The sequence below is a fragment of the Burkholderia pyrrocinia genome (assembly GCF_022809715.1).
GTDB classification, from domain to species: Bacteria; Pseudomonadota; Gammaproteobacteria; order Burkholderiales; family Burkholderiaceae; genus Burkholderia; species Burkholderia pyrrocinia_C.
This window is the reverse complement of sequence record NZ_CP094460.1, coordinates 2,269,409-2,289,151: the sequence shown is the minus strand read 5'-3', so window position 1 is coordinate 2,289,151 and position 19,743 is coordinate 2,269,409. Positions and strand designations below refer to the sequence as shown.

The 19,743-nt window shown below is 63.2% G+C and carries 26 protein-coding genes; 12 read left to right on the top strand and 14 right to left on the bottom strand.

What is annotated here, in order from left to right; genetic code table 11:
- Positions 1–376: 376 nt before the first annotated feature.
- On the bottom strand, positions 377–1,681 hold the full coding sequence (locus MRS60_RS27145) for a dicarboxylate/amino acid:cation symporter (protein WP_175746948.1): 1,305 nt from the start codon (positions 1,679–1,681) through the stop codon (positions 377–379).
- Positions 1,682–2,216: 535 nt separating this feature from the next.
- Between MRS60_RS27145 and MRS60_RS27140 the strand changes: the two genes are divergently transcribed.
- Entirely contained in the window at positions 2,217–3,362 is a 1,146-nt protein-coding gene (locus MRS60_RS27140; protein WP_243566830.1) for a glycosyltransferase, read from the top strand.
- A gap of 143 nt (positions 3,363–3,505) precedes the next feature.
- Positions 3,506–4,237, top strand: a complete 732-nt coding sequence (locus MRS60_RS27135) for a polysaccharide deacetylase family protein (RefSeq protein ID WP_243565917.1) — start codon at positions 3,506–3,508, stop codon at positions 4,235–4,237.
- Positions 4,238–4,396: 159 nt separating this feature from the next.
- Here MRS60_RS27135 and MRS60_RS27130 read toward each other — a convergent pair whose 3' ends face one another.
- From MRS60_RS27130 to MRS60_RS27120, 3 genes are read right to left on the bottom strand one after another with little or no spacing between them, the layout of a single operon-like run.
- Positions 4,397–4,582, bottom strand: coding sequence for a DUF1289 domain-containing protein (locus tag MRS60_RS27130; protein WP_152855903.1), 186 nt, complete (start codon positions 4,580–4,582; stop codon positions 4,397–4,399).
- 2 nt (positions 4,583–4,584) lie between these two features.
- A complete protein-coding gene (gene dmeF, locus MRS60_RS27125; RefSeq protein ID WP_243565916.1) occupies positions 4,585–5,865 on the bottom strand; it encodes a CDF family Co(II)/Ni(II) efflux transporter DmeF in 1,281 nt (426 codons plus the stop codon).
- Between the two features lie 11 nt (positions 5,866–5,876).
- Complete coding sequence (locus MRS60_RS27120) at positions 5,877–6,149, bottom strand: metal/formaldehyde-sensitive transcriptional repressor (RefSeq protein ID WP_034181426.1); 273 nt, start codon at positions 6,147–6,149, stop codon at positions 5,877–5,879.
- A 205-nt stretch (positions 6,150–6,354) separates the two neighbouring features.
- Here MRS60_RS27120 and MRS60_RS27115 point away from each other — a divergent pair, with 205 nt between their 5' ends.
- The gene (locus MRS60_RS27115) at positions 6,355–7,332 is read left to right on the top strand and encodes a chromate resistance protein ChrB domain-containing protein (RefSeq protein ID WP_243565915.1); all 978 of its coding nucleotides are present in this window, start codon (positions 6,355–6,357) and stop codon (positions 7,330–7,332) included.
- Positions 7,329–8,507, top strand: a complete 1,179-nt coding sequence (locus MRS60_RS27110) for a chromate transporter (protein ID WP_243565914.1) — start codon at positions 7,329–7,331, stop codon at positions 8,505–8,507. The genes MRS60_RS27115 and MRS60_RS27110 overlap by 4 nt, the downstream gene beginning before the upstream one ends.
- A 209-nt stretch (positions 8,508–8,716) precedes the next feature.
- Here the strand turns inward: MRS60_RS27110 and MRS60_RS27105 are convergent, their stop codons facing one another.
- A complete protein-coding gene (locus tag MRS60_RS27105) occupies positions 8,717–8,932 on the bottom strand; it encodes a hypothetical protein (RefSeq protein WP_034181429.1) in 216 nt (71 codons plus the stop codon).
- A gap of 874 nt (positions 8,933–9,806) precedes the next feature.
- On the opposite strand from MRS60_RS27105, the gene MRS60_RS27100 reads away from it, so the two are divergent.
- The 7 genes from MRS60_RS27100 (at position 9,807) to MRS60_RS27065 (ending at position 13,207) form a co-directional block, all read left to right on the top strand.
- Complete coding sequence (locus MRS60_RS27100) at positions 9,807–10,091, top strand: hypothetical protein (RefSeq protein WP_131948223.1); 285 nt, start codon at positions 9,807–9,809, stop codon at positions 10,089–10,091.
- 297 nt (positions 10,092–10,388) lie between these two features.
- A complete protein-coding gene (locus tag MRS60_RS27095; protein WP_034181431.1) occupies positions 10,389–10,592 on the top strand; it encodes a cold-shock protein in 204 nt (67 codons plus the stop codon).
- 717 nt (positions 10,593–11,309) lie between these two features.
- Positions 11,310–11,594, top strand: a complete 285-nt coding sequence (locus tag MRS60_RS27090) for a hypothetical protein (protein WP_034181798.1) — start codon at positions 11,310–11,312, stop codon at positions 11,592–11,594.
- Between the two features lie 47 nt (positions 11,595–11,641).
- Positions 11,642–11,851, top strand: coding sequence for a hypothetical protein (locus tag MRS60_RS27085; RefSeq protein WP_105391371.1), 210 nt, complete (start codon positions 11,642–11,644; stop codon positions 11,849–11,851).
- Positions 11,852–11,884: 33 nt separating this feature from the next.
- Positions 11,885–12,097: a 30S ribosomal protein S21 gene (rpsU, locus tag MRS60_RS27080; protein WP_105391363.1), complete on the top strand. Its 213-nt coding sequence runs from the start codon at positions 11,885–11,887 to the stop codon at positions 12,095–12,097.
- A gap of 10 nt (positions 12,098–12,107) precedes the next feature.
- Positions 12,108–12,314, top strand: a complete 207-nt coding sequence (locus tag MRS60_RS27075; protein WP_105391362.1) for a hypothetical protein — start codon at positions 12,108–12,110, stop codon at positions 12,312–12,314.
- A gap of 713 nt (positions 12,315–13,027) precedes the next feature.
- Positions 13,028–13,207 (top strand): hypothetical protein, encoded by a 180-nt coding sequence (locus tag MRS60_RS27065; RefSeq protein ID WP_034181434.1) that lies wholly within the window; start codon positions 13,028–13,030, stop codon positions 13,205–13,207.
- Here MRS60_RS27065 and MRS60_RS27060 read toward each other — a convergent pair.
- The 8 genes from MRS60_RS27060 to MRS60_RS27030 form a co-directional block, all read right to left on the bottom strand.
- Complete coding sequence (locus MRS60_RS27060; RefSeq protein WP_217588355.1) at positions 13,177–13,755, bottom strand: hypothetical protein; 579 nt, start codon at positions 13,753–13,755, stop codon at positions 13,177–13,179. The genes MRS60_RS27065 and MRS60_RS27060 overlap by 31 nt on opposite strands.
- Positions 13,712–13,915, bottom strand: a complete 204-nt coding sequence (locus tag MRS60_RS35225; protein ID WP_081938455.1) for a hypothetical protein — start codon at positions 13,913–13,915, stop codon at positions 13,712–13,714. Before MRS60_RS35225 ends, MRS60_RS27060 begins: the two co-directional genes overlap by 44 nt.
- A 256-nt stretch (positions 13,916–14,171) precedes the next feature.
- Entirely contained in the window at positions 14,172–14,891 is a 720-nt protein-coding gene (locus MRS60_RS27055) for a Crp/Fnr family transcriptional regulator (protein ID WP_034181435.1), read from the bottom strand.
- 65 nt (positions 14,892–14,956) lie between these two features.
- Positions 14,957–15,178: a hypothetical protein gene (locus tag MRS60_RS27050; RefSeq protein ID WP_034181801.1), complete on the bottom strand. Its 222-nt coding sequence runs from the start codon at positions 15,176–15,178 to the stop codon at positions 14,957–14,959.
- A gap of 81 nt (positions 15,179–15,259) precedes the next feature.
- Positions 15,260–16,933 carry a SagB/ThcOx family dehydrogenase gene (locus tag MRS60_RS27045; protein ID WP_243565913.1) on the bottom strand — a complete coding sequence of 558 codons (1,674 nt, stop codon included), beginning with the start codon at positions 16,931–16,933 and terminating at the stop codon, positions 15,260–15,262.
- Positions 16,934–17,179: 246 nt separating this feature from the next.
- Positions 17,180–17,446, bottom strand: a complete 267-nt coding sequence (locus MRS60_RS27040) for a DUF1488 domain-containing protein (RefSeq protein ID WP_034181437.1) — start codon at positions 17,444–17,446, stop codon at positions 17,180–17,182.
- A complete protein-coding gene (locus tag MRS60_RS27035) occupies positions 17,447–17,632 on the bottom strand; it encodes a hypothetical protein (protein ID WP_217588353.1) in 186 nt (61 codons plus the stop codon). It abuts the gene before it with no gap.
- A 534-nt stretch (positions 17,633–18,166) separates the two neighbouring features.
- On the bottom strand, positions 18,167–18,322 hold the full coding sequence (locus MRS60_RS27030; protein ID WP_165948038.1) for a hypothetical protein: 156 nt from the start codon (positions 18,320–18,322) through the stop codon (positions 18,167–18,169).
- On the opposite strand from MRS60_RS27030, the gene MRS60_RS27025 reads away from it, so the two are divergent.
- Positions 18,321–18,692, top strand: a complete 372-nt coding sequence (locus MRS60_RS27025) for a hypothetical protein (protein WP_152603931.1) — start codon at positions 18,321–18,323, stop codon at positions 18,690–18,692. The genes MRS60_RS27030 and MRS60_RS27025 overlap by 2 nt on opposite strands.
- Here MRS60_RS27025 and MRS60_RS27020 read toward each other — a convergent pair.
- Positions 18,679–19,683, bottom strand: a complete 1,005-nt coding sequence (locus MRS60_RS27020) for a hypothetical protein (RefSeq protein WP_131946216.1) — start codon at positions 19,681–19,683, stop codon at positions 18,679–18,681. The two genes, MRS60_RS27025 and MRS60_RS27020, sit on opposite strands and share 14 nt — an antisense overlap.
- Between the last annotated feature and the right edge of the window lie 60 nt (positions 19,684–19,743).

Sequence of the window (19,743 nt, the reverse complement as noted above, 5' to 3'; positions counted from 1 at the left end):
ATCGAAAAAAATTGCGGACCGTCCGTGCCATGGCGCTTTTCGCCGAATCGGCTTCGATCGCATCGCCCGTGGCAATCAGGCACCCCGACAGCGGGCGCTGCGGTGCGACAGTGAATGTTCACTTGCGCGCTCGATCGAGAATGGGGAAAACCGGGGAAATCAGGCCGTTCGCCTGCGGGAATATCGCCGCTTGTTCAACGACGAAAGATTGAAACCGCGAATGCCGTTTCCGGCGAATCGGGAAAAAGCTACCGCACGTAATGCGGAATCATTGCCACAAAACAAATCGCCGGCCTGAATCCGTTTCGAATCCAGGCCGGCGATCGTCATTGATCGCGGAGCAGGCAATGCGCCGTCGCCGCCGCGTTGCCACGCATCATGCCGATGCCGATGTCTCCGGCACCTTTACCTGCATGACGCGCCCTCCGTCCGGATCGTCGTCGTCACGCGGCGCGTCGAGCTGCCCTTCCCACTTCGCGACCACGGCAGCCGCGATCGAGTTGCCGACGGCGTTGGTGGCCGAGCGCCCCATGTCGAGGAACATGTCGACGCCCATGATCAGCAGCAGCCCCGCTTCGGGCATGTTGAACTGGTTGAGCGTCGCCGCGATCACGACCAGCGATGCGCGCGGCACGCCCGCCATCCCCTTCGACGTCACCATCAGCATCAGCAGCATCGTGATCTGCGTGCCCAGCGGCAGATGGATGCCGTACACCTGCGCGATGAACAGCACCGCGAACGTGCAGTACATCATCGAGCCGTCGAGGTTGAACGAGTACCCGATCGGCAGCACGAAGCTCGAGATCTTGCGGTTCACGCCGAAGCGGTCGAGCGCGTCCAGCAGCTTCGGATACGCGGCCTCGGAGCTCGCCGTCGCGAACGACAGCAGGAACGGCTCGCGGATCAGCCGGATCAGCGTGAACGCGCGCTTGCCGAGGAACGTCACGCCGGCGAGCGTCAGCACGCCCCACAGCAGCGCCAGCGCCAGATAGAAGCTCGCCATGAATTTCGCGAACGTGAGCAGGATGCCGAGCCCTTCGGTCGTGATCGTCGACGCCAGCGCCGCGAACACCGCAACCGGCGCGAACCACATCACCGCGCCCGTCACCTTCAGCATCACCTGCGCGAGATCGTCGATCACGCCGGTCAGGCGCTTGCCCGCTTCGCCGAGCGCGGACAGCGCGGTGCCGAAGAAGATCGAGAACACGACGATCTGCAGGATTTCGTTGTTCGCCATCGCCTCGGCGATCGATTTCGGCACCAGGTGAACCACGAAATCCTTCAGCGTGAATGCGCCCGTCTTCAGGTTGAGGGCCGCGTCGGACGCCGGTAACGGCAGGCTCAGGTGGCTGCCCGGCTGCAGGATCGTCGCGGTCAGCAGGCCGAGCAGCAACGACGTGAACGACGCGATGAAGAACCAGCCGAACGCCTTGACGCCCACGCGGCCCACCGCGCCGCCGTCGCCCATCTGCGCGATGCCGACGGTCAGCGTCGCGAATACCAGCGGCGCGATGATCATCTTGATCAATCGCAGGAACACGTCGGACAGCAACGACACGTAGCCGGCGACTTCCTTGGCCATCTTCGGGTCGGGAAACGCGCTATGGCACGCGTAACCCACTGCGATACCAAGAATCATCGCGACGACGATGTACTTGGTAATGTTGTGCTTCTTCTTCATTAGCAATCCAAATTACAGAGCGTGTGCTTCTAACGGCTGGAAAATCATTCGCGTCCGGCTGCGAATCGGAACTCACGTCGCCATGCATGCGACAGGCCCGCTTCCGGCGGTCGCCAGGGCGGGCAGGGGGGGCATTCTAACGCAAATGGCGCGCCGGCTTTCAAATCTGAAAGCAAAGGGGGGATCCGCGTCCATTCGACCGCCGTAAAAGCGGGTTCTGTCGCGATCCGGCCGAACGGCGCGAGCGGCCATCGAGCGCCGCGACCTCGACGGACAGGCCGCCCGTGCCGGCCCGCGACGACACGGGAAGACGATCGCGACACATTCACACAAAGATGCGCAGACCTCGACACTACCGGACGTAACCTCTATGTAATATTTCGAAATGATTCGCGTTGCCGTAACGCCCGAGCGGCAATGCGCAATCGCGAGTCGGGAATGCGGAGCCGCGTTCGAGCCTTTTTTCGAGACGGGGCGAGTCGTTCGCTTGATAAGCAGTCCTCCCAATGAATGAACGGGAAAAATCGGCATCGTGATGAACATTCTGTACACCAACTTCCACGGCGACTACGGCGGCGGCCAGGATACCTACGTCCGCGATCTCGCCGCCGCGATGAGCCGGCATCACCGCGTAACCGTCGCGTCGCCGGAGGGAAGCCGCCTGTCGCGGCTGCTGAAGGACAGCCCCGACGTGGCCATCTTCGACATGGAATTCAAGCCGCGCTGGAACCGGCTGTGCCAGGAGCTTGTGCGGCTGCGCCAGCGGATCGTCGCTGAGCGCTTCGACGTCGTTCACGTCAACGGGTCCGCCGATCACCGGCAGGTGATGCTGGCGCTGCTCGGGTGCCGGCACCGGCCCGCGGTCGTGCTCACCAAGCACAACACGTATCGCGCCGACAGCTTCGGCAACCTGCTGCGTGCACGGCTCGCAACCGACCACACCATCGCGGTCAGCGACTATGTCGCGAGCATGCTCGCGCTCCGGTCGCCGTACGGGAACGTCACGGTCGTCAAGCACGGCGTGCGCAGGCAGGCCGCGGAACGACCGGCGAGCGACGAGATCCGCCGCCGCAAGGTCGCGCTGTTCGGGCCGTCGGGCGCGGACGCGATCGTGCTGGGCAGCAGCGCCGGCACCGCGCCGGAAAAAGGCTGGATGGACATGATCGCGGCACTCGGCCGCCTGCCCGAGCACGAGCGCGAGCGGTTTCGCGTGCTGCTGGTCGGTGCGGAGCCGTCCTGCGACCAGCGCGAGCAGATCGCGCGGCACGGCATGACGTCGCGCACCGTATTCACCGGACGGGTCGACGACATATGCGCGCCGTTCTCGATCATCGACGTGTCGTTCGTGCTGTCGTACCACGAGAGCCTGTCGTACGCGTGCCGCGAAGCGATGTCGCTGGGCTGCCCCGCTATCGTGACGCGCGTGGGCGGGCTGCCTGAAAACGTCGAGCCGGGCGTGGACGGATGGGTCGTTCCGCCGCGCGAGCCCGAAGCGATCGGCGAGATCCTGCGCGCGATCGTGCGCGAGCCCGGCTGCGTCCGCGCGATGGGACGCAGCGCGCGGCTGAAAGGCAAGCGTGAGTTCTCGTTCGACAGATTCGTCGACGCGACGCTGTCCGTCTATCAGAAATCGATTCGACACAACCCGTATCGTTGGGTGGCGTCCCTGAGGTCCATGTAATGGCCATGAATATCTGGAAGAAGTATTGGGACCTGCGGACGCAGGAGTGCCCGTGCGACGTGCACTTCGTCGAGGTCGGCGACTTCAAGACCCTGCGGATTTTCCGCAAGGACGCGTAACCCTTGCCTTGTCACGATCCGCCGATGCTTCTCGCCACGCGCTATCCGATCCTGATGTATCACCAGATACGCCCGCTGCCGCCGCCGCCCGACCGGCTGCGCGGCCTGAGCGTTGCGCCCGACGCGTTCCGCCGCCAGATGACGTTGTTCAGGCGGCTCGGCTACCGCGGCCTGAGCGTGCGCGAACTGCAGCCGTATCTGCGCGGGGAGCGCAGCGGAAAGGTCTTCGGCATTTCGTTCGACGACGGTTTTCTCAACGTGCTCACGCATGCGATGCCGGTGCTGGACGAGCTCGGGTTCACCGCGACCTGCTATTTCGTCGCCGGCCGGTTCGGCGGCGAGAATGACTGGGATGCGGGCGCCGATACCGCACGCTCGCCGCTGATGACGCGCGAGGACATGCTCGCGTGGCGCGATCACGGCCATGAAATCGGCTCGCATACGCTCGATCACGTCGCGCTGTCGTACGTGCCGGCGCACGTGTCGGACCTTCAGGTCATCGAATCGAAGCGGCAGCTCGAAGCGCTGAGCGGCCGGCGCGTCGAATCGTTCTGCTATCCGTACGGCGATCTGGACGCGCGCGTCCGCGACCAGGTCGCCGCCGCCAGGTACGGCAATGCGACGACGACCCGGCGCGGTTGCGCCGACGCGTCCGACGATCCGTTTCTGCTGCCGCGGATTCCGGTGGCGGGCGGTGTCGGTGCGCTTCGGCTGCTGTTCAAGTGTGCGCGTTGGCGGGTGCGCAAGCGCGGGTAGCGCCGGGAACGGCGCTTGTGTCATGGCGAAAGGGTGAAGCGTCGGCACCGAGTTCGATCGGCCCGACGCCTGCGCACGGATCGATGCCTTTACCGAGGCAAGGTCTTCCGGATCGCGGCCGTCGCCGCCGCGTTTGCCGCGATCGCCGCGCGTGCGCGATCAGTCCGATGTTTCCCGCGCGAGTTTTGCCTGCCGCCGGGCCCGGTCGTTCACGATCTGGTGGCGCCGATGGTCCGTCATCTTCTTCCACGCGCGCGCTTCGTCCCGCGTTCGCAGGCACGCCACGCAGTAGCCCGTTCTGCCGTCGAACGAGCACACGTCGATGCAGGGCGATTTGACCGCCATGCTTATTGCCCCCGCGTCGCCGGCACGACTTCGACGGTGACATGCGACAGATCCTTGAACCGCTGCAGCACGCCGTGATAGAAGCGCGAATCCCGCTTCGGGTCGTCCGTCGCCACCGACACGACCGCACTCATGTGCCCCGGCCCGAGACGCCAGACGTGCAGGTCGTTGATCGTGTCGCCGCCGCCTTCGATTGCACTGCGCACGTTGTCCGCCAACCGACGGTCCGCACTCATGTCGAGCAGGATGCCGCCGGTGTCGCGCATCAATCCGTATGACCAGTTCGCGATCACGAGCGCGCCGATGATGCCTGCCAGCGGATCCATCCAGAGCCAGCCGAACGCGCGCGCGAGCAGCAGCCCGACGATCGTCAGCACGGAGACCGCCGCGTCGGCAATCACGTGGACGTAGGCCGAACGGATGTTGTGATCGCGCGCCGCCGCCTCGGACGCGCCATGGTCGTGCTCGTCGAATGCGAGTTCGTGCTCGCGCCCGTTCAACCGGACAATCGCCGTGAATTCATGCGGCTCGGGAATGTTCTCGACCGACTCCAGGCATGCGCCGCGCACGCTCATCGCGAACGCCTGCCGCGTACCGTCCGGACGAATCGTCGTGATCGATGCAGCCGTGACGTCGCCGAGCGTCGTGCCGGAGATCGCCGGTGAGATCCGGAACACCGGCGGCACGCCGTCTTCGAAGATCGACACGAAGAACGCGCCGCTTTGGTCGAAGACCTTGTGCGTCACCTCGTCGTGGTCATGGTCGTGATCGTCGTGCCCATGCCCGTGGTGATGCCCATGACCGTGCCCGTGCCCATGGTGGTCGCCGCTCAGCAGCCAGACGCTCGCGATGTTGACGAGCAGGCCGGCAACCGCGATCGGAATGGCCTCGCCGAAATGGATCGGAACGGGCTCGAGCAAACGCGCAACCGCTTCATAGCCGATCAGCAGCGCGATCATCGCGAGCACGATGGCGCTCGTGAAGCCTGCCAGGTCGCCGAGCTTGCCCGTGCCGAACACGAATCGCGGGTCGCTCGCATGCCGGCGCGCGTACGTGTACGCGAGCGCGGCGATCAGCATCGCGCCCGCGTGCGTCGACATGTGCAACCCGTCCGCGATGAGCGCCAGCGAGCCGAAAATCGACCCGCCGACGATCTCGACCACCATCATTGCCGCGCACAGCCCGATGACCATCCAGGTCCTGCGTTCGTTCTGTTCGTGCGCGGCGCCGAGAAAGATGTGGTCGTGCCCTGCGCCGAAGGCGTCGTTCCTGAAGTCGCTCATCCCTGCCCCGATCATTTGAAGTAGCTGTGAACGACTTCGATCAGCTGCTCGGTCGCGCTGCCCTCGTCCTCGTGCCCGTCGGCATCGACGAGATGGCTGCGGATGTGATCCTCGAGCACGACCGCGAGCAGGCCGTTCATCGCACCGCGGCCGCTCGTGATGAGCTGGAGGATTTCGTTGCAACCGCGCTCTTCCTCCAGCGCGCGTTCGATGGCTTCGACCTGCCCCTTGATCCGGCGGACACGATTCAGCAGCTTCTGCTTTTCCTTGACGGTGTGGCTCATGGCGATCCTTTGATATACCGGGGGGGAGTATATCCGGAAAGGATTTTCCCTATAGGGGGGCGGGGTATATTCAGCGAGACGAAAGGTTGAGCTTGAACTGCGAACCATCGGTGCCTGACCGCCGCTACACGTGCCCACGACGCCATGCCGCCCGTCCCCGAAAGTCATCTTGTAGAGATTCAGACATGGAAGTAGCATTCTCTACATGATTCCTTTCTCAATCTGGTCGATTCTCGTTCTGACCCTCCCCACGGAAAACGCGACGGCCCGCATGCGGTTCTGGCGCGCGCTCAAGGCGAAGGGCTGTGCCGTGCTGCGCGACGGCATCTACCTGCTTCCGTACACGGAAGAACGCGAACGCATGCTGCGCGAACTCGCCGACGCAATCACCGACAGCGGCGGGACGGCCCACCTGTTGCGCACGCAGAGCCTCGACGCGTCGCAGGAGCAGGAATTCCGCGCACGCTTCGGGCGCGACGACGACTACGCCGCCTTCATCCGCGAGCTCGCGGATGTGCGCAAGACGCTTGCCGGGCAGTCGGCCACGGAACTCGCCCGGCTGCTGCGCCGCCTGCGCAAGGATTTCGACGCCCTCCGTGCGATCGACTATTTCCCGGGCGATGCGGCGACCCGCGCCGAAATCGCGCTGCAGGATTTCATCGCGCTGGTCGACACGCTGCTGTCGCCGGGCGAGCCGCACGCCTCAGATCGCGTCGTCCGCCGGCTTGCTGCCGACGAGTACCAGGGCCGCACCTGGGCCACCCGTCAGCGGATGTGGGTCGATCGTGTCGCCAGCGCATGGCTGATCCGCCGCTTCATCGACGCGCGCGCCCGCTTCGTCTGGCTCGCGTCGCCCGCGGATTGCCCGCCTGACGCGCTGGGCTTCGATTTCGACGGCGCCGCGTTCACGCACGTCGGCGAGCGCGTGACGTTCGAGGTCTTGCTGGCGAGTTTCGGGCTCGATACGGATCCCGCGTTGATACGGCTCGGCGAGATCGTGCATGCGCTCGACGTCGGCGGCCCCTCAGCTCCCGAAGCGGTCGGCTTCGAGGCCGTGATGGCCGGCACGCGTCAACGCACGGAAAACGACGATCAGCTGCTGGAACAGATGAGCGCGGTGCTTGACTCGCTCCATGCGCACTTCGCGTCGAATGGAAAGAACGAAACCGGAGGACGGCCATGACCACGACGGTGACGACAAACGCGCCGGGTTACTCGCTGGGCCAGCTGGTCGGATACATGTTGCGACTCGGCGCGCTGGGGTTCGGCGGCCCGGTGGCGCTCGCCGGCTACATGCGTCGCGATCTCGTCGAGAGGCGCGGCTGGATCACGGAGGCCGACTACAAGGAAGGACTCACGCTGGCCCAGCTCGCACCGGGACCGATGGCCGCCCAGCTCGCGATCTATCTCGGCTTCGTCCACTACCGCATCCGCGGCGCGACGCTCGTCGGTTTTGCGTTCGTGCTGCCGTCGTTCCTGATGGTGCTCGCGCTTGGGTTCGCCTATGCACGCTTCGGCGGGCTGTCGTGGATGCAGGCGGTCTTTTATGGCGTCGGGGCCGCCGTGGTCGGCATCATCGCGATGAGCGCGTACAAGCTCACGATAAAGACCGTCGGCAACGACACGCTGCTGTGGGCGATCTTCATCACGCTGGCTGCCGTGACCTTCATCACGGAATCGGAAATCGCGTGGCTCTTCATCGTCGCCGGCCTGATCGGCTGGCTGTGGCGCGCCCCGCCCAAGTGGCTGCACAAGAGCGGGCTGAGCGCGCTTGCCGGCGCCAACCTGCCGGCGGCAAGCGGCCTGCTGAGCGGCATCGATCTGCCGCAACTCGCGCAGATCGGCGTGTTCTTCGCGAAAGCCGGCGCATTCGTGTTCGGGTCGGGGCTCGCGATCGTGCCGTTTCTGTACGGCGGTGTCGTGACCGAGCATCACTGGCTCAACGACAAGCAGTTCGTCGACGCCGTCGCGGTCGCCATGATCACGCCGGGGCCGGTCGTGATCACCGTCGGCTTCATCGGTTATCTGGTGGCAGGCTTCCCGGGCGCAATCGTCGCCGCGCTCGGCACCTTCCTGCCCTGCTATCTGTTCACCATCATCCCGGCGCCCTACGTCAAGAAATACGGTCACCGGGCCGACGTCAAGGCGTTCGTCGACGGCATTACGGCGGCAGCCGTCGGTGCAATCACAGGCTCCGTCCTGGTCATCGCGAAACGCTCGATCGTCGACGTCCCGACCGCCGTCGTGGCCGTCGCGACCGTTCTGCTGCTGTGGCGCTTCAAGAAGCTCCAGGAGCCGGTGATCGTCACCGCCGCGGCGCTCCTCGGGCTGGTGGCCTACCCGTTGCTCCATCATTGATTCGAAGGCGCGATTCGCGCTTTCGGATCGACGGGCCGGCCTGTCGCTCGCGCCCGTCGACCGCCGGACCGCGCCCGTTCTCGCCAGCACGCCGGGCACGAAGCGATCGCAGCGCGACTGCTTCGGCTGCGCTCCCTGTCGAGACCGGCCTGTCGCTCACTGCGGTTCGATCCTCGCGGCGAACGCTTCGGACGAAGTGTCCGTCGCCTTCAACCAAATTGGGCGTTCAGCCATCCTTCTGCCCACTTTTTCGCGTATGCAACCGCGTCGTCGCGCACATCGAAGCCAGCCAGATCGCCGCTGGAGTGAACCTCTCGCTCACCGCCATCCAGAAGCATCGTGGTGATCCTCACATGCGCGATGTACTCGCCATCAGCCCTGCGCGGCGTCGGATCGATTCGGAACCGTGTCGTATTGAAGAGCATTTTCTCCCCCCGTTTGGTTGCCGCGAACCAGGCTGTCGCGGGAGCAGCACAAGAAAGCGTCGAACTTGCAGCCGTGCCTTGATCCGGGCGGCCTCCTGACCGGATTCACGACGCGCCATCCCGCTTTCGAACCGCGGTGCGCAACCCGATACGGACATCAGGAAAGCATCCGTATCGACGTCGTAGCAATGGTCACGGATAGACCAGCGAGCGAAATGCTGCCCCTGGGTAGGGATTGAAGCCCGTTGCTCCGGAATTCCTTCGGAGCCGCACTCGAGCGGTGGGACAAGAGAGGGGTGTCAAACACTTATCAAGGGTGCCCAGGTGGTCGGTCGCCTTTCACCAGATTCGATGAGAAGCCCGATCGCATTCATCGGAGCACGCTGAGCAATGCGTTGGAACCGGTCAGCGGTCATCCAACGATTCGATGGTACGCCGTTCCATAAATTTGCATAGCGAAATTTCCTGCGAACGCGTGCCTCCAAAGCGCGCCCTTACACGACGGCACGGCACGAATCACGGCGACAGCGCGTATAGTGGAGCCAGCTTTCCTCGACATTCGCGCGTCTGTTCGAGAATCGGGTACCCGCAAGAAGTTCGAGGTCTGGCCGGTCGTTTTCGTATGTATCCTCGCCGGTTCCGGAAAGCAGTCGCGGCGCTTGTGGGGCGACATCATTCATGTGTTGGGCCAAGCATGGGGGCCGCTTCGCATGGATGGCTTCATCAGGCGTCGCGAGCTTCGAGCAGGCAGTGCCGGCTTGTGCCGGCCGGAGATATCAACGGGTGTATTCGCGCGACGCGCTGCGAATCGAACAGCGTCGACACGAGTTGGACCGGCTAACGCAAGCCCTCCCTGGAACAAACAGCGCAACCCATGAAAATCGACCGCAGTTCCATTCCCCACTACCTCGTCCTTCGCGCCGGCTGGCCACCCTATGTGTTGAATGCGGACCGCCTGGTGCTCCGCCGCGAAGCGAGCCCGCTGTTGCGAGCGTTCGCGCGAACGCGCGGAAGCTTTGCACATGTCGATGACGTCGCGTGGAACATCTTCTCCGATGCAGAGGGCCTCTCAGTAATCGAGCGTCGGGAAACAGGGTTCTTCACGTTGATCACCGGAACCGAGACCGAGCATCAGTTGCATCTGCTGGCAACCCTCTGACGTTGCAGTCGGGACGGCGTACGGCCAGGGCCGACGAACGGCCGCGCGCGGGGATTTTTCGCGCATTTTTTACGGAATGCTGATTTTCCTGGGCAGTCGCTTGTTCTGCCCCTCGGCCGAAAGCGCTTGACACCTTCGTTGCCGAGGCGTACTGTCAGCCGCTGAAGTATTCAAGAAGCGCGATTGCTGCCCATCATTAACCGCGGCCTGCGGTATTCGTTGTCCTCTCCCTCCTTGATTATTTTTTCCCGCGTCCATTCAGGGCGCATACGCTCGTCCATTTTCAGGAGATCTAACATGGATACCGGTACCGTCAAGTGGTTCAACGACAGCAAGGGCTTCGGCTTCATCACGCCCGACGCAGGCGGAGACGATCTGTTCGCGCATTTCTCGGAAATCCGCGGCGACGGCTTCAAGACGCTCGCCGAAGGCCAGAAAGTCAGCTACGAAACCAAGAGCGGCCCCAAAGGCCTACAGGCGTCGAACATTACCGGCCTGTAAGTCCCGTTCACGAAGCGGCACGTAACTGCCGCTTCCTGCGCATACGCACCTCCATCGCGGGCGCCACGCGTCCCGATGCAAGCTCGACCGGGTCATCCGTTTCGTATTCGGACGTCGAACGTGCGCGTATGCAGATGCCCAGCCCCCTCGCCGCGCGCGTGTCCAGCCGCGCGTGCGTGAGCGGACGAGTCCCGCTCGGCGGACCGCTCAAGCCGCGCAGCAGGAGAACCCGCATGACCAGAAGTCAACCTCGCAGTAACAAGGCGCCTCCGCGTGCCAAGCCTGCCATGACCCTGCCCAAGCTCGGCACGGCATTGAACTGGGTGCCGCCCAAGGCTCCCGCTAGCGAGAAATCGCGCCCGAAGAAGCGGCCGCCTGCTCCGTAATAGAGGAACGAGCCAACCGCTGCGCGACGAATAGGCAAAGAGGCGGCCACCGCTGCCGTGCAGCGCGATCTCGGCGTGATGGGCCGAGCGCATCGACGCGCGCAATCCGGAATAAGTTGAACGCCCAACAAACGATGCGCGTATGATGGGTTTATTCGGGCGATCACTTGCCGTCTGACTGCTCACCCCTCCATCTACCCTCTTGCTGCATCGCCCCTCCCTCGCGCTGCAACGTTGTCCCTTTCACCCCACCGGCACGCCCTGCAACGGCGATACTGGCCGGATGTGTTCGTCCATGCAATTCGTGGTGGCCGAACGCCAGGAGTTTGCCATGAGCATGCATGTCTACCGTGGATTCGAGATTTATCCACTGATTTACCCCCACGTACCGGCGCCGAATGGCTGTCCGCATAACTACGATGCCGGTTTCGACGCGGCAGTCAAGATTTGCCTTCGCGGCACCACCGACACGGTGACGCAGAGCCAGACGTTCAGATTGCACGACAACTCCCCGTTTGACAGCGCCGGTGACGCACGTCGCGCTTCGCTGCGCTACGCCGAGAACATCATCGACGACAATCGCGAGAAACAGGGCTTCTTTTCCAACGGGATCTAACGCGCCCCGTCAACGCAACGCAATCTGTCGGCGATTTGGAGGGCAACATGATCATCGACGAACTACTCGGCTTGATCAGTCGACGTGAGGTCAGCTGGACCGGCACCGTCCTGCCCGCCGGAATCACCGACTCGGCACGAAGCCATCAGCAAGAACTGCAAATGTTCGTGGCGGTACGCGCGCTATCGATCGGAGCCGGATATTCGGAATTCGAATCCGACGAGATAGCGAGCGCCGTCATGACACGACTCGGCTAGTTTTCCGTTCAAACGTTCCCAAACAGGATCCACATGACAACAGTCACACTCAAGGTCAACGAACCGATCGACGTCGCGCTGCGGCGATTCCGACGCAGCATCGAGAAAACCGGGCTGATTCGGGAGTTGCGCAGTCGCACCAGCTACGAAAAACCCACGACGGAACGCAAGCGAAAAAAGGCCAGCGCCGTTTCCAGGCAGCGCCTGCGGGCGAAGCGCATGTTGCCGCCCCGCAAAATGTACTAGGGAGCACACCGTGTACAACATGCCGGGCGAAGCACCGCCGTTTTTCCCGCTGACGAAATGCGAAGTAGATTTCGATCAGCAGAAAGACATGGTGACGCTGCTGCCGAGCTTCTATGCGTTCGGATGCGAGTACACCAGCCGCGGTTTTCTGATCGGGCGGGACGATGCGTTCAAACTGATTGCAGCGATCGAGAAGGCGCTCAGCATCCAGGGATGAGCCGGCGCCGGCACACTCGCGAGCATCGACAACCAGAAGATGGACTATGCGCGTCCGGACCAAGTACGTTGATTTGCTCTATTTCCTTGTTGTCCTGCAACTCGTCACGCAACGGCAGAGTCGCGAGTGGCTGTCGCCGTTTCAGCTCGTCGAATCGCTGCAAGGATGGTTGATCGTCCATCGCGCGAAATGCGAGTGGCGCGATCGGGTCTGGATCGGCCATGCGTCGCTTCAGATAGCGAAGTCGGTCCGCCCGGTCGACAACGCCGCATTTTCAGGACCGCCCCCTGGTGCGGCAAAAGACTCGACGCCCCCTCCGCGAGACGCACTCGCTGGGCGGTCGAGTCTACGAATGAAGTGCATCCGCTACCTCAGGGAGAATGTCTGATCCCGGCAGCGCTCGCACGGCAACAATGCGTCCAATCACGCAGACGGCGCAGGCCGCCGTCTGCAACCCGCATCACTCGATCGATCGGCAGCCGTGCCGCTGGCTGCTGCCCGGCCTCGACCGCCTCCGCGGCTGCGCCGCGCGAGACACGGGCCGTTTTCCACGAAGGCGCGCCGCAAACGGCGGCGTTCGCCGTCGAACTGGCGATGCAATTCGGCAGGGACATCGTCGATGGCGAGATCGCTTCACCAGAGATCCGACCCACCAGCCGCGGCAAATTCGCCGCGACCGGCCGACAATCCGCTCACCTCGCTCCGAGGGAACCATGAAATACCAGGAAAGCACGGCAATCGATCGACGCGATCAGGCAACCCGGCAAAAACTCCGCGACGACCTCGCCCGCGCCGACATCGAACGGGCCGACAAGCGTACGCAAAACGACGCCCGCATCGACTCCAATGCGAGCAAGTGGCGCTATTTCAGTCCCGACCATCGGGTGAAGTAAATGACGCGGCACTGCTCCCGGCGCAGGCGGCGGTTGACGTTCGCGCCTCGCGTCGTCGTGCGCGCATCGCGCAGGCTGCACCGCAGACGTTCCGGCGCCAGATACCCTGGCGCAGGCGGATCGAGAATTCGGCGCTGGCCTTGATCCCGCGCGGCTCCGCGCAACGACACCGCTCGTGCAAGCGGGCCGGCAATTGCTCGTTCGATGCGGGTGAGCGCCTGCAGCGTCGATGAACCGATCATCTCCCGCAGCGAGGTTTGAACGCGGTCGTTTGAATACGCTCGTCGATCACTGCGACGACGTTGTCCCGTATCGGGATGATCATAAAAAACCGGCACCCTTGACGCCGCTGCCCGACGACGGACATCGCGGCATTGCAGGCGCCGTTTGTCGTAACGAGCGACGTGCCAAAGTAAAAAGCCGGCGCTTGGCCGGCTTCGAATTCCGCCTTGCTGGGGCGGCTCCTCGTTCTGTTTGAGAGCGAGGAGTTTTGCTACGCCTGGGTTAATGGTTCGACATAAAACCCATTCCCAGACGTTTCCTTGCATCGGAAATGCGTTGCTTGGGTGTGACGGCTTTCCACGAAAAGGCAGGGCGTCTTGGCCAGTCTGGATGAACAACGGGCATCCCGTCGTCAGTCGCGCGTGCGTCCGCCTGTTCCTGTTGCCCGTCCTGCGAATTCTTTTCTCGTTTCGGATGATCGTTCATCAACAAGCTCCGTCAAGCAACCGCGTTTCATCATGGATTGGCTTGCGCCGCCCGAGTCGGGATAAAACTGCGCAAGCGATACGGATCGCAACGTCCCGCTTCCATCACGGCATGCTTTCTCCATGAAGTCTGCGGCCGATCTGCAGTCTGTGCGTCATGTACCACCATGCACCCGCGGGCTTCGGCAGTCGGTACGCTGCCGTACGAACCCGATGGCACGGACAGGCGCGTGGCCTCGGTACGGTTCCAAAGGGTTCTAAAGGCGCTTCAAATCAGGAAGCAAGCGGTCGAATTCTCGCCTGACCACGCCGTAGCATTCGCACACACGCTTTTCGAGCCCGGATCGATCCAATACCTCGATGTGCCCATAGTTGTACCGGATCAATCCGGCATCCTGAAGTTTCAGCGCAGCTTCCGTCACGCCCGATCGTCGGACACCGAGCATGTTGGCGATCAACTCCTGCGTCATCTTCAGTTCGCTCGACGGCAGCCGGTCGAGACTGAGCAGGAGCCAGCGGCACAGCTGCTGATCGATTGAATGATGCCGATTGCAGACGGCGGTCTGCGCCATCTGCGTGATGAGCGCCTGGGTGTAGCGCAGCAAGAGCCGCTGCATCGAGCCGCCGCGACGGAACTCGTCTTTCAGCATGCGTGCATCGAGTCGGTAAGCGTGTCCGGCGCTTTGGACGATCGCGCGGCTCGGGGTCGTTTCGCCCCCCATGAACAGCGCGATGCCGATCAGCCCGTCGTTGCCGACGATGGCAATTTCGGCCGACGAACCGTCTTCCATCACGTACAACAGCGAGACGATGGAGGTCGTCGGAAAATAGACATGACTGAGCGCCCCCCCCGACTCGTACAGCACCTTTCCCAACGGCATCTCGACCAGCACAAGATGCGGCGAAATATGCGCGAGAGCTTCTGGCGGCAAGGCTGCGAGCAGATGATTGTCAATCGGGGATAGCTGCGCCGACATAGCTCGCTCCTGCAGTGATTGCGGCCTTCCCCCAACGCGACTCGACGCCACGAAGCGTCATCCGCTCAAGACTCGAACTCGCGAAGCAGACGTTGCGCGAGGATCTTGGCGTCTTCGAGCGCGAGATCGTACTGCTCCCGATCGAAATCGGTCTGGTATGGGGGATCATCGTTCGGCCCCTCGTCGGTGCGGCGCAAATACACATAACCTCGGTACACACCACGCGCAGATTCCATCACACGAATGCGTGCGAAGTGTGTTTTGGTACTGAATGTGAAATCGTCCATGATGTGACTTTCTGCACTGCACATGTTCAATCATCCTAGCACTCCGGGTGAAATCGAACGGAGAGGTCGGTGGGCTGTCAGTCAAGGCTGTCTCTCGTACGGCGGAAATGCCGACAGACGTGGATCGTCCACCGCGCCGCCAACGGTGAAGTGATACAGGGATTGCCAGACATGATCCTTCGCGCCGAGCAACGCATGCATTTCATCATCGAAAAAGCAGCCGATCCCCGTCGCGCGCACGCCGGCAGCTTCTGCTTCGAGATAGAGCGCGTGGCCAAGCATCCCGCATTCCCAGAACAGGTGGCGATAACGCCATGGCTGCTTCAACGCGATTTCGAATCTCGCAATCATCCCGAGCGCAAAGCAGGAATCGGCGGCGATATCCTGATGGCAGCAGATCAACCCTGCCGCCGCGCGCAAATCGTAAGGCAGTAGCAGATAGAGCGGCAGGTCGTCCGGCCCGGTCTTTTGCCACAGCCATTCCGGACGCAGGGATCGCTTCAGATCCGGCAGTGCGCCAGGGTTTCTTGCGAGCATATAGAGGCCCGGCTCCAGGCCGTCGACGCGATGCACCAACAGCGCCGCCTGCACCGCGGCAGGAGACGTCAGCGCATTCCACGGCGGTGTGCCGGGACGTGCCAGCAGGCATGTCAGCATGCTGAAGAAGGCCGCGTCGCCGATGCGCGTCGTGCCATCGAAATTCACGGCGCTGCGACGCTGTCTGGCGATTCGGGCGAAGCCGAGATCGAGGGCTGGCATCGCCGGCGCCGAGCACGGCTCCGGGTTCGGCGACGGTGGTTCGCGAGTACGGGTCTTGTGCGTGGCGCGATGAATCGAATCGATGTCCGGCCAGGCCACATGTCCCGAACTCAGTTGATTGGCGCGCCCGTGCCACTGTGCGCTGCCCAAAGCGATCCGCATGCGCTCGAGATCGGGTCGCGTCTCGGGGCTGCCGATCCAGAGCAAAAGATCCGGCGCCTCCGCTTCGGCTCCGCTGAAATCTTCGCGGCGGTCCACGCCGAGCAAATCGGCCACTGCATCATCCGCAGCCGCCTCCATCAACCGCGTCTGCCAGCCGAGCGCAGCTGCTGCATAACTCATCGCAGCGACGACATGGCCGCAATCCTGTTGGCAGTAGCGCCAGGCGCGCATGCCATATTTCCACGCTTCGCGCCAATGGATCGAGCTGACGCCGACCAGGACGCCACTTCCCGAAAACGCGTCGGTCCATTGCGGCTCGTCCACCGCGGCGCGATGTTCAAGCGCATGATCCCGGCTCAGGTAGTGATAGACGCCTGCGGACAAGCCGGGCAGGGCCGGACACAGAAGATAGCCCTCGGTCGGATGCAGATTCCCGCTCGAAGGATTGCAGCGCAGCGCCCACCGCTGGGCACCATAGGATTTCCACCCCGACAAGCCGAGCGAGAGTTCGAACAGGATTGCCAGACTGGACAGATCGAATTCGTGCGCGGGCGGCAGGTTGCCGCAACGCAACGCGTTGTAGCGCGTGGCCAGCGTGTCCGCGGCCAATGGCAGATCGACGCGCGGTGCGCCGCGAAACACCCGGAACGGGTCCGGCTGGGTTGCCCAGTCGAGCCGCCCGGGGCCGGGAGCGTAGAAGTCGAGACGGTGCTTGCTGCGTTCGTGATAATCAAGCAGCGCATGCCTTAACCGATCCATGTCCACCCCAGACCCGGAATACTGCATACGCACTGTACAAAACCGGATGGCTCGACGCTTAAGCGCGGCCGTCATCACGTCGGGGAATCCGGCGCGCGCCTTCCTTCAACATCGATTTCGCCGAGGTGCGAGTGCTTGTTTTCCCCGAGGTCTTCAGTATGCGATCGGCAGGAAATAGTCGCGAGCCCGCCGGACCGAGCCGTCCGTGCTCTCCGCCCGAACGATCGGCAGTCCCGACGCCAGCAGACGACTACTCACGGCCAGTGCAGGCCGGAAGGAAGGCATACGTCGGGTCGGGCGCGTGCGCAAACCGGCCCCGTCTCACGAGATCATGTACCTGTTCTGGGGGCCGCCCTTGTAAAGATCTCTGGCGAGCCCCAGGATCCGGTCGCGGTTGCGGTCGAAGGCCGCCAGCAACGCGGGCTCGCTCGAATCCATGTCGGAGTTCAGTTTCGCCAGCATCGCATCGTCGACCAGAAAGGTAATCTCGCGAGCATTGTCGTAGCCCCAGAAGCACACGCAGTGCCTGGACATGTCGTAGGTGCGACTGGGATTAGGAAAGTTGAGTGCCGCGTCGATTTTTCCCATCTAACCCTCCTGGCAGATATAACGCCACTTGCTCGCGTTGACATCGAGGCGGGCGTCATTTTCGCGTCGCTTCTCGGCGCGCTCGATGTCCGCGCGCTTCAGTGCCTGGGCGCGGGACTTTTGCGCGTCGACGTAATCGTTTTGCCTGACGGACGTGACGGACTTCTGTTCGGTTTGCTTGGGCATGCCGGTTCCCGAAAAATGAATTTCAAATGTCAGGACCGTCGCGGTGACCGAATTTCGTCGTCGTCCGGCCCACAGGAGGCACGAACGGACTACCCGCGGGCTTGCCGCCGACGGCCTCTGTTGCGCACTGAACTGCCGGATCGAGCCTCGCGGGGAGGCCGGGTTGACGCACGACGTTCGCAGCTTCGACGTTCGCGCGCGGGGTCATTGTGGTGAGCGTTCTGCGGAACCGTGCGGACAGGGGGAAGCGTAAGGAGTCGAAACAAAATCGCCGGTCGCGCACATCGAACCTCATGAGAATGCGCCCTATATCACGGCCATGCAAGCGCTATCTCGCGTCAAGGGCCATCAACGGCACGATTCCCTCCAGGCCACATTACTGTCATCAACCGGACCGGGCGGCCGCCGGCCAGCATTTTCCCGGCCCCACGACCCAAGCGATGCGCAGCGTGCGCGGCGGCTTGTTCAGCGTCGCGCACAACTGTCGTCGCTGCTTCGTGGAGCGGGATCGGAACCGCATCGTCGACCACGCCGTCAGTGCTTGTGGTGCATCCAGCCCATGTGATGTGCGTCAAGCCACTGAACCATCCCTTCGCCCTTGTGGTCGCGCAGGTAACGCAGCGCCAGCATGACCGCGATGGCGAGTACGACCGCCAGGCCAACTACAAAGCTAATCATTGACTGAGTCATGGCAGCCTCCTTGACAGGTCGCGACCATCTTTACATTGTAGGTGATGCCCTCGCGGAAACCAGCGTCCGGCACGGCTTCTGTCCCTCAGGAAAACGAATCAGCGTTTCCCTGGCCCGGCGGTCGATGGAGGCCGGCAGCTTCGCTTCGGTTCCGGCCGATTTTCTGGTCCGCCGGACAAAAAGGGGCCGGCGTTTGGCTGGCTTCTGCCGTACGCGTAAACGAAATACCGCCGGCAAGCCGGCGGCAAAAGATGCGTCCACGGATGACGTGACGCACCTGAGGCACTCGATGCAGCTGGCGCGGATCATTCAGCAGCGAATGACCCGCGCAATGCTGCTGCGCCGGAGGCACCCGCTCAGTTCTGCGTGAGCGGATTCAGCGTCGTGCACAGGAAGCCCGTGCAGTTCGCCGGCTTGAAATAGAACGACGCCATCACCGGGGTCGTCGTGCCGAGCGCGAGATCGCCCAGGTACGCGGAGCCCTGCGCGCCAAACGTGTTCGACTGCTGGACGAAGCTGTCGCCGGTCGACTGGATCGCGGCCGACTGGTACGTGAAGGTCGGCGACTGCGTCTGGTCCTTCACGTAGACCCACGAAATCGTGCTGCCGAACAGCATCCCGCCTTTCGCGCGATAACCCTTCGCACCTTCGCTGTTGGCCTGCGCGATGAAGTCGCTGACGTTCGACGTCGGCACCAGCGCGTCGTACGTGTAGGTTGCGTTCGAAGCGTTGTTCTTCATGTACACGTTCGCCTGCACCGATCCGACCATCATCGGGCCCACGAACCAGTAGCCCGACTGGCCCTGGCCGTTCGCCTGCGCGAGGAACGCGTTCGTGTCGGCCGGCAGGCCCGTTGTCGCGTACGTATAGGTAGCCGACGAGCCGCCGTCCTTGCGATAGAGATAACCGTACGTGAGCGGCCCTTCGAAGCGGTAGCCGCTCGCGCCTTGCGCGTTGGCCTGGCTGACGAAGCCCGTCATGTCGGCGGGCGTCGACTGCAACTGGTACGTGTAGGTCTGTGCGGTGCCGTCGCTCACGAAGATCGAGCGCGAACCGCCGTTGGACGCGTTGTAGAAGTAGTCGCCCAGATAACGATAGCCCTTCGCGCCTTCACTGTTGAGCAGCGTCAGGAAGCCGGCCTGATCCGCTGCGGTCGGCTGGGCGTCGTAGCGCAGCGTCAGCGTGCTGCCGCCCGACCCGCCGCTGCCGCCGCTTCCCGTACCGCCGGAACCCGTGCCGCCGCTTCCACCGTTATTGCTCGTGCCCGATCCGCTGCCGGACGATGCGGGCGAGGAATTGTCGTCGCCGCCGCACGCGGTCAGCGCCAGACAGGTCAATGCGATCAATGCAAAGGCTTTCATCGGAGTCACCTCGGAACGAAAAGGGCGAACGAAGCCGAGACGCGCAGATCACGCCGCACG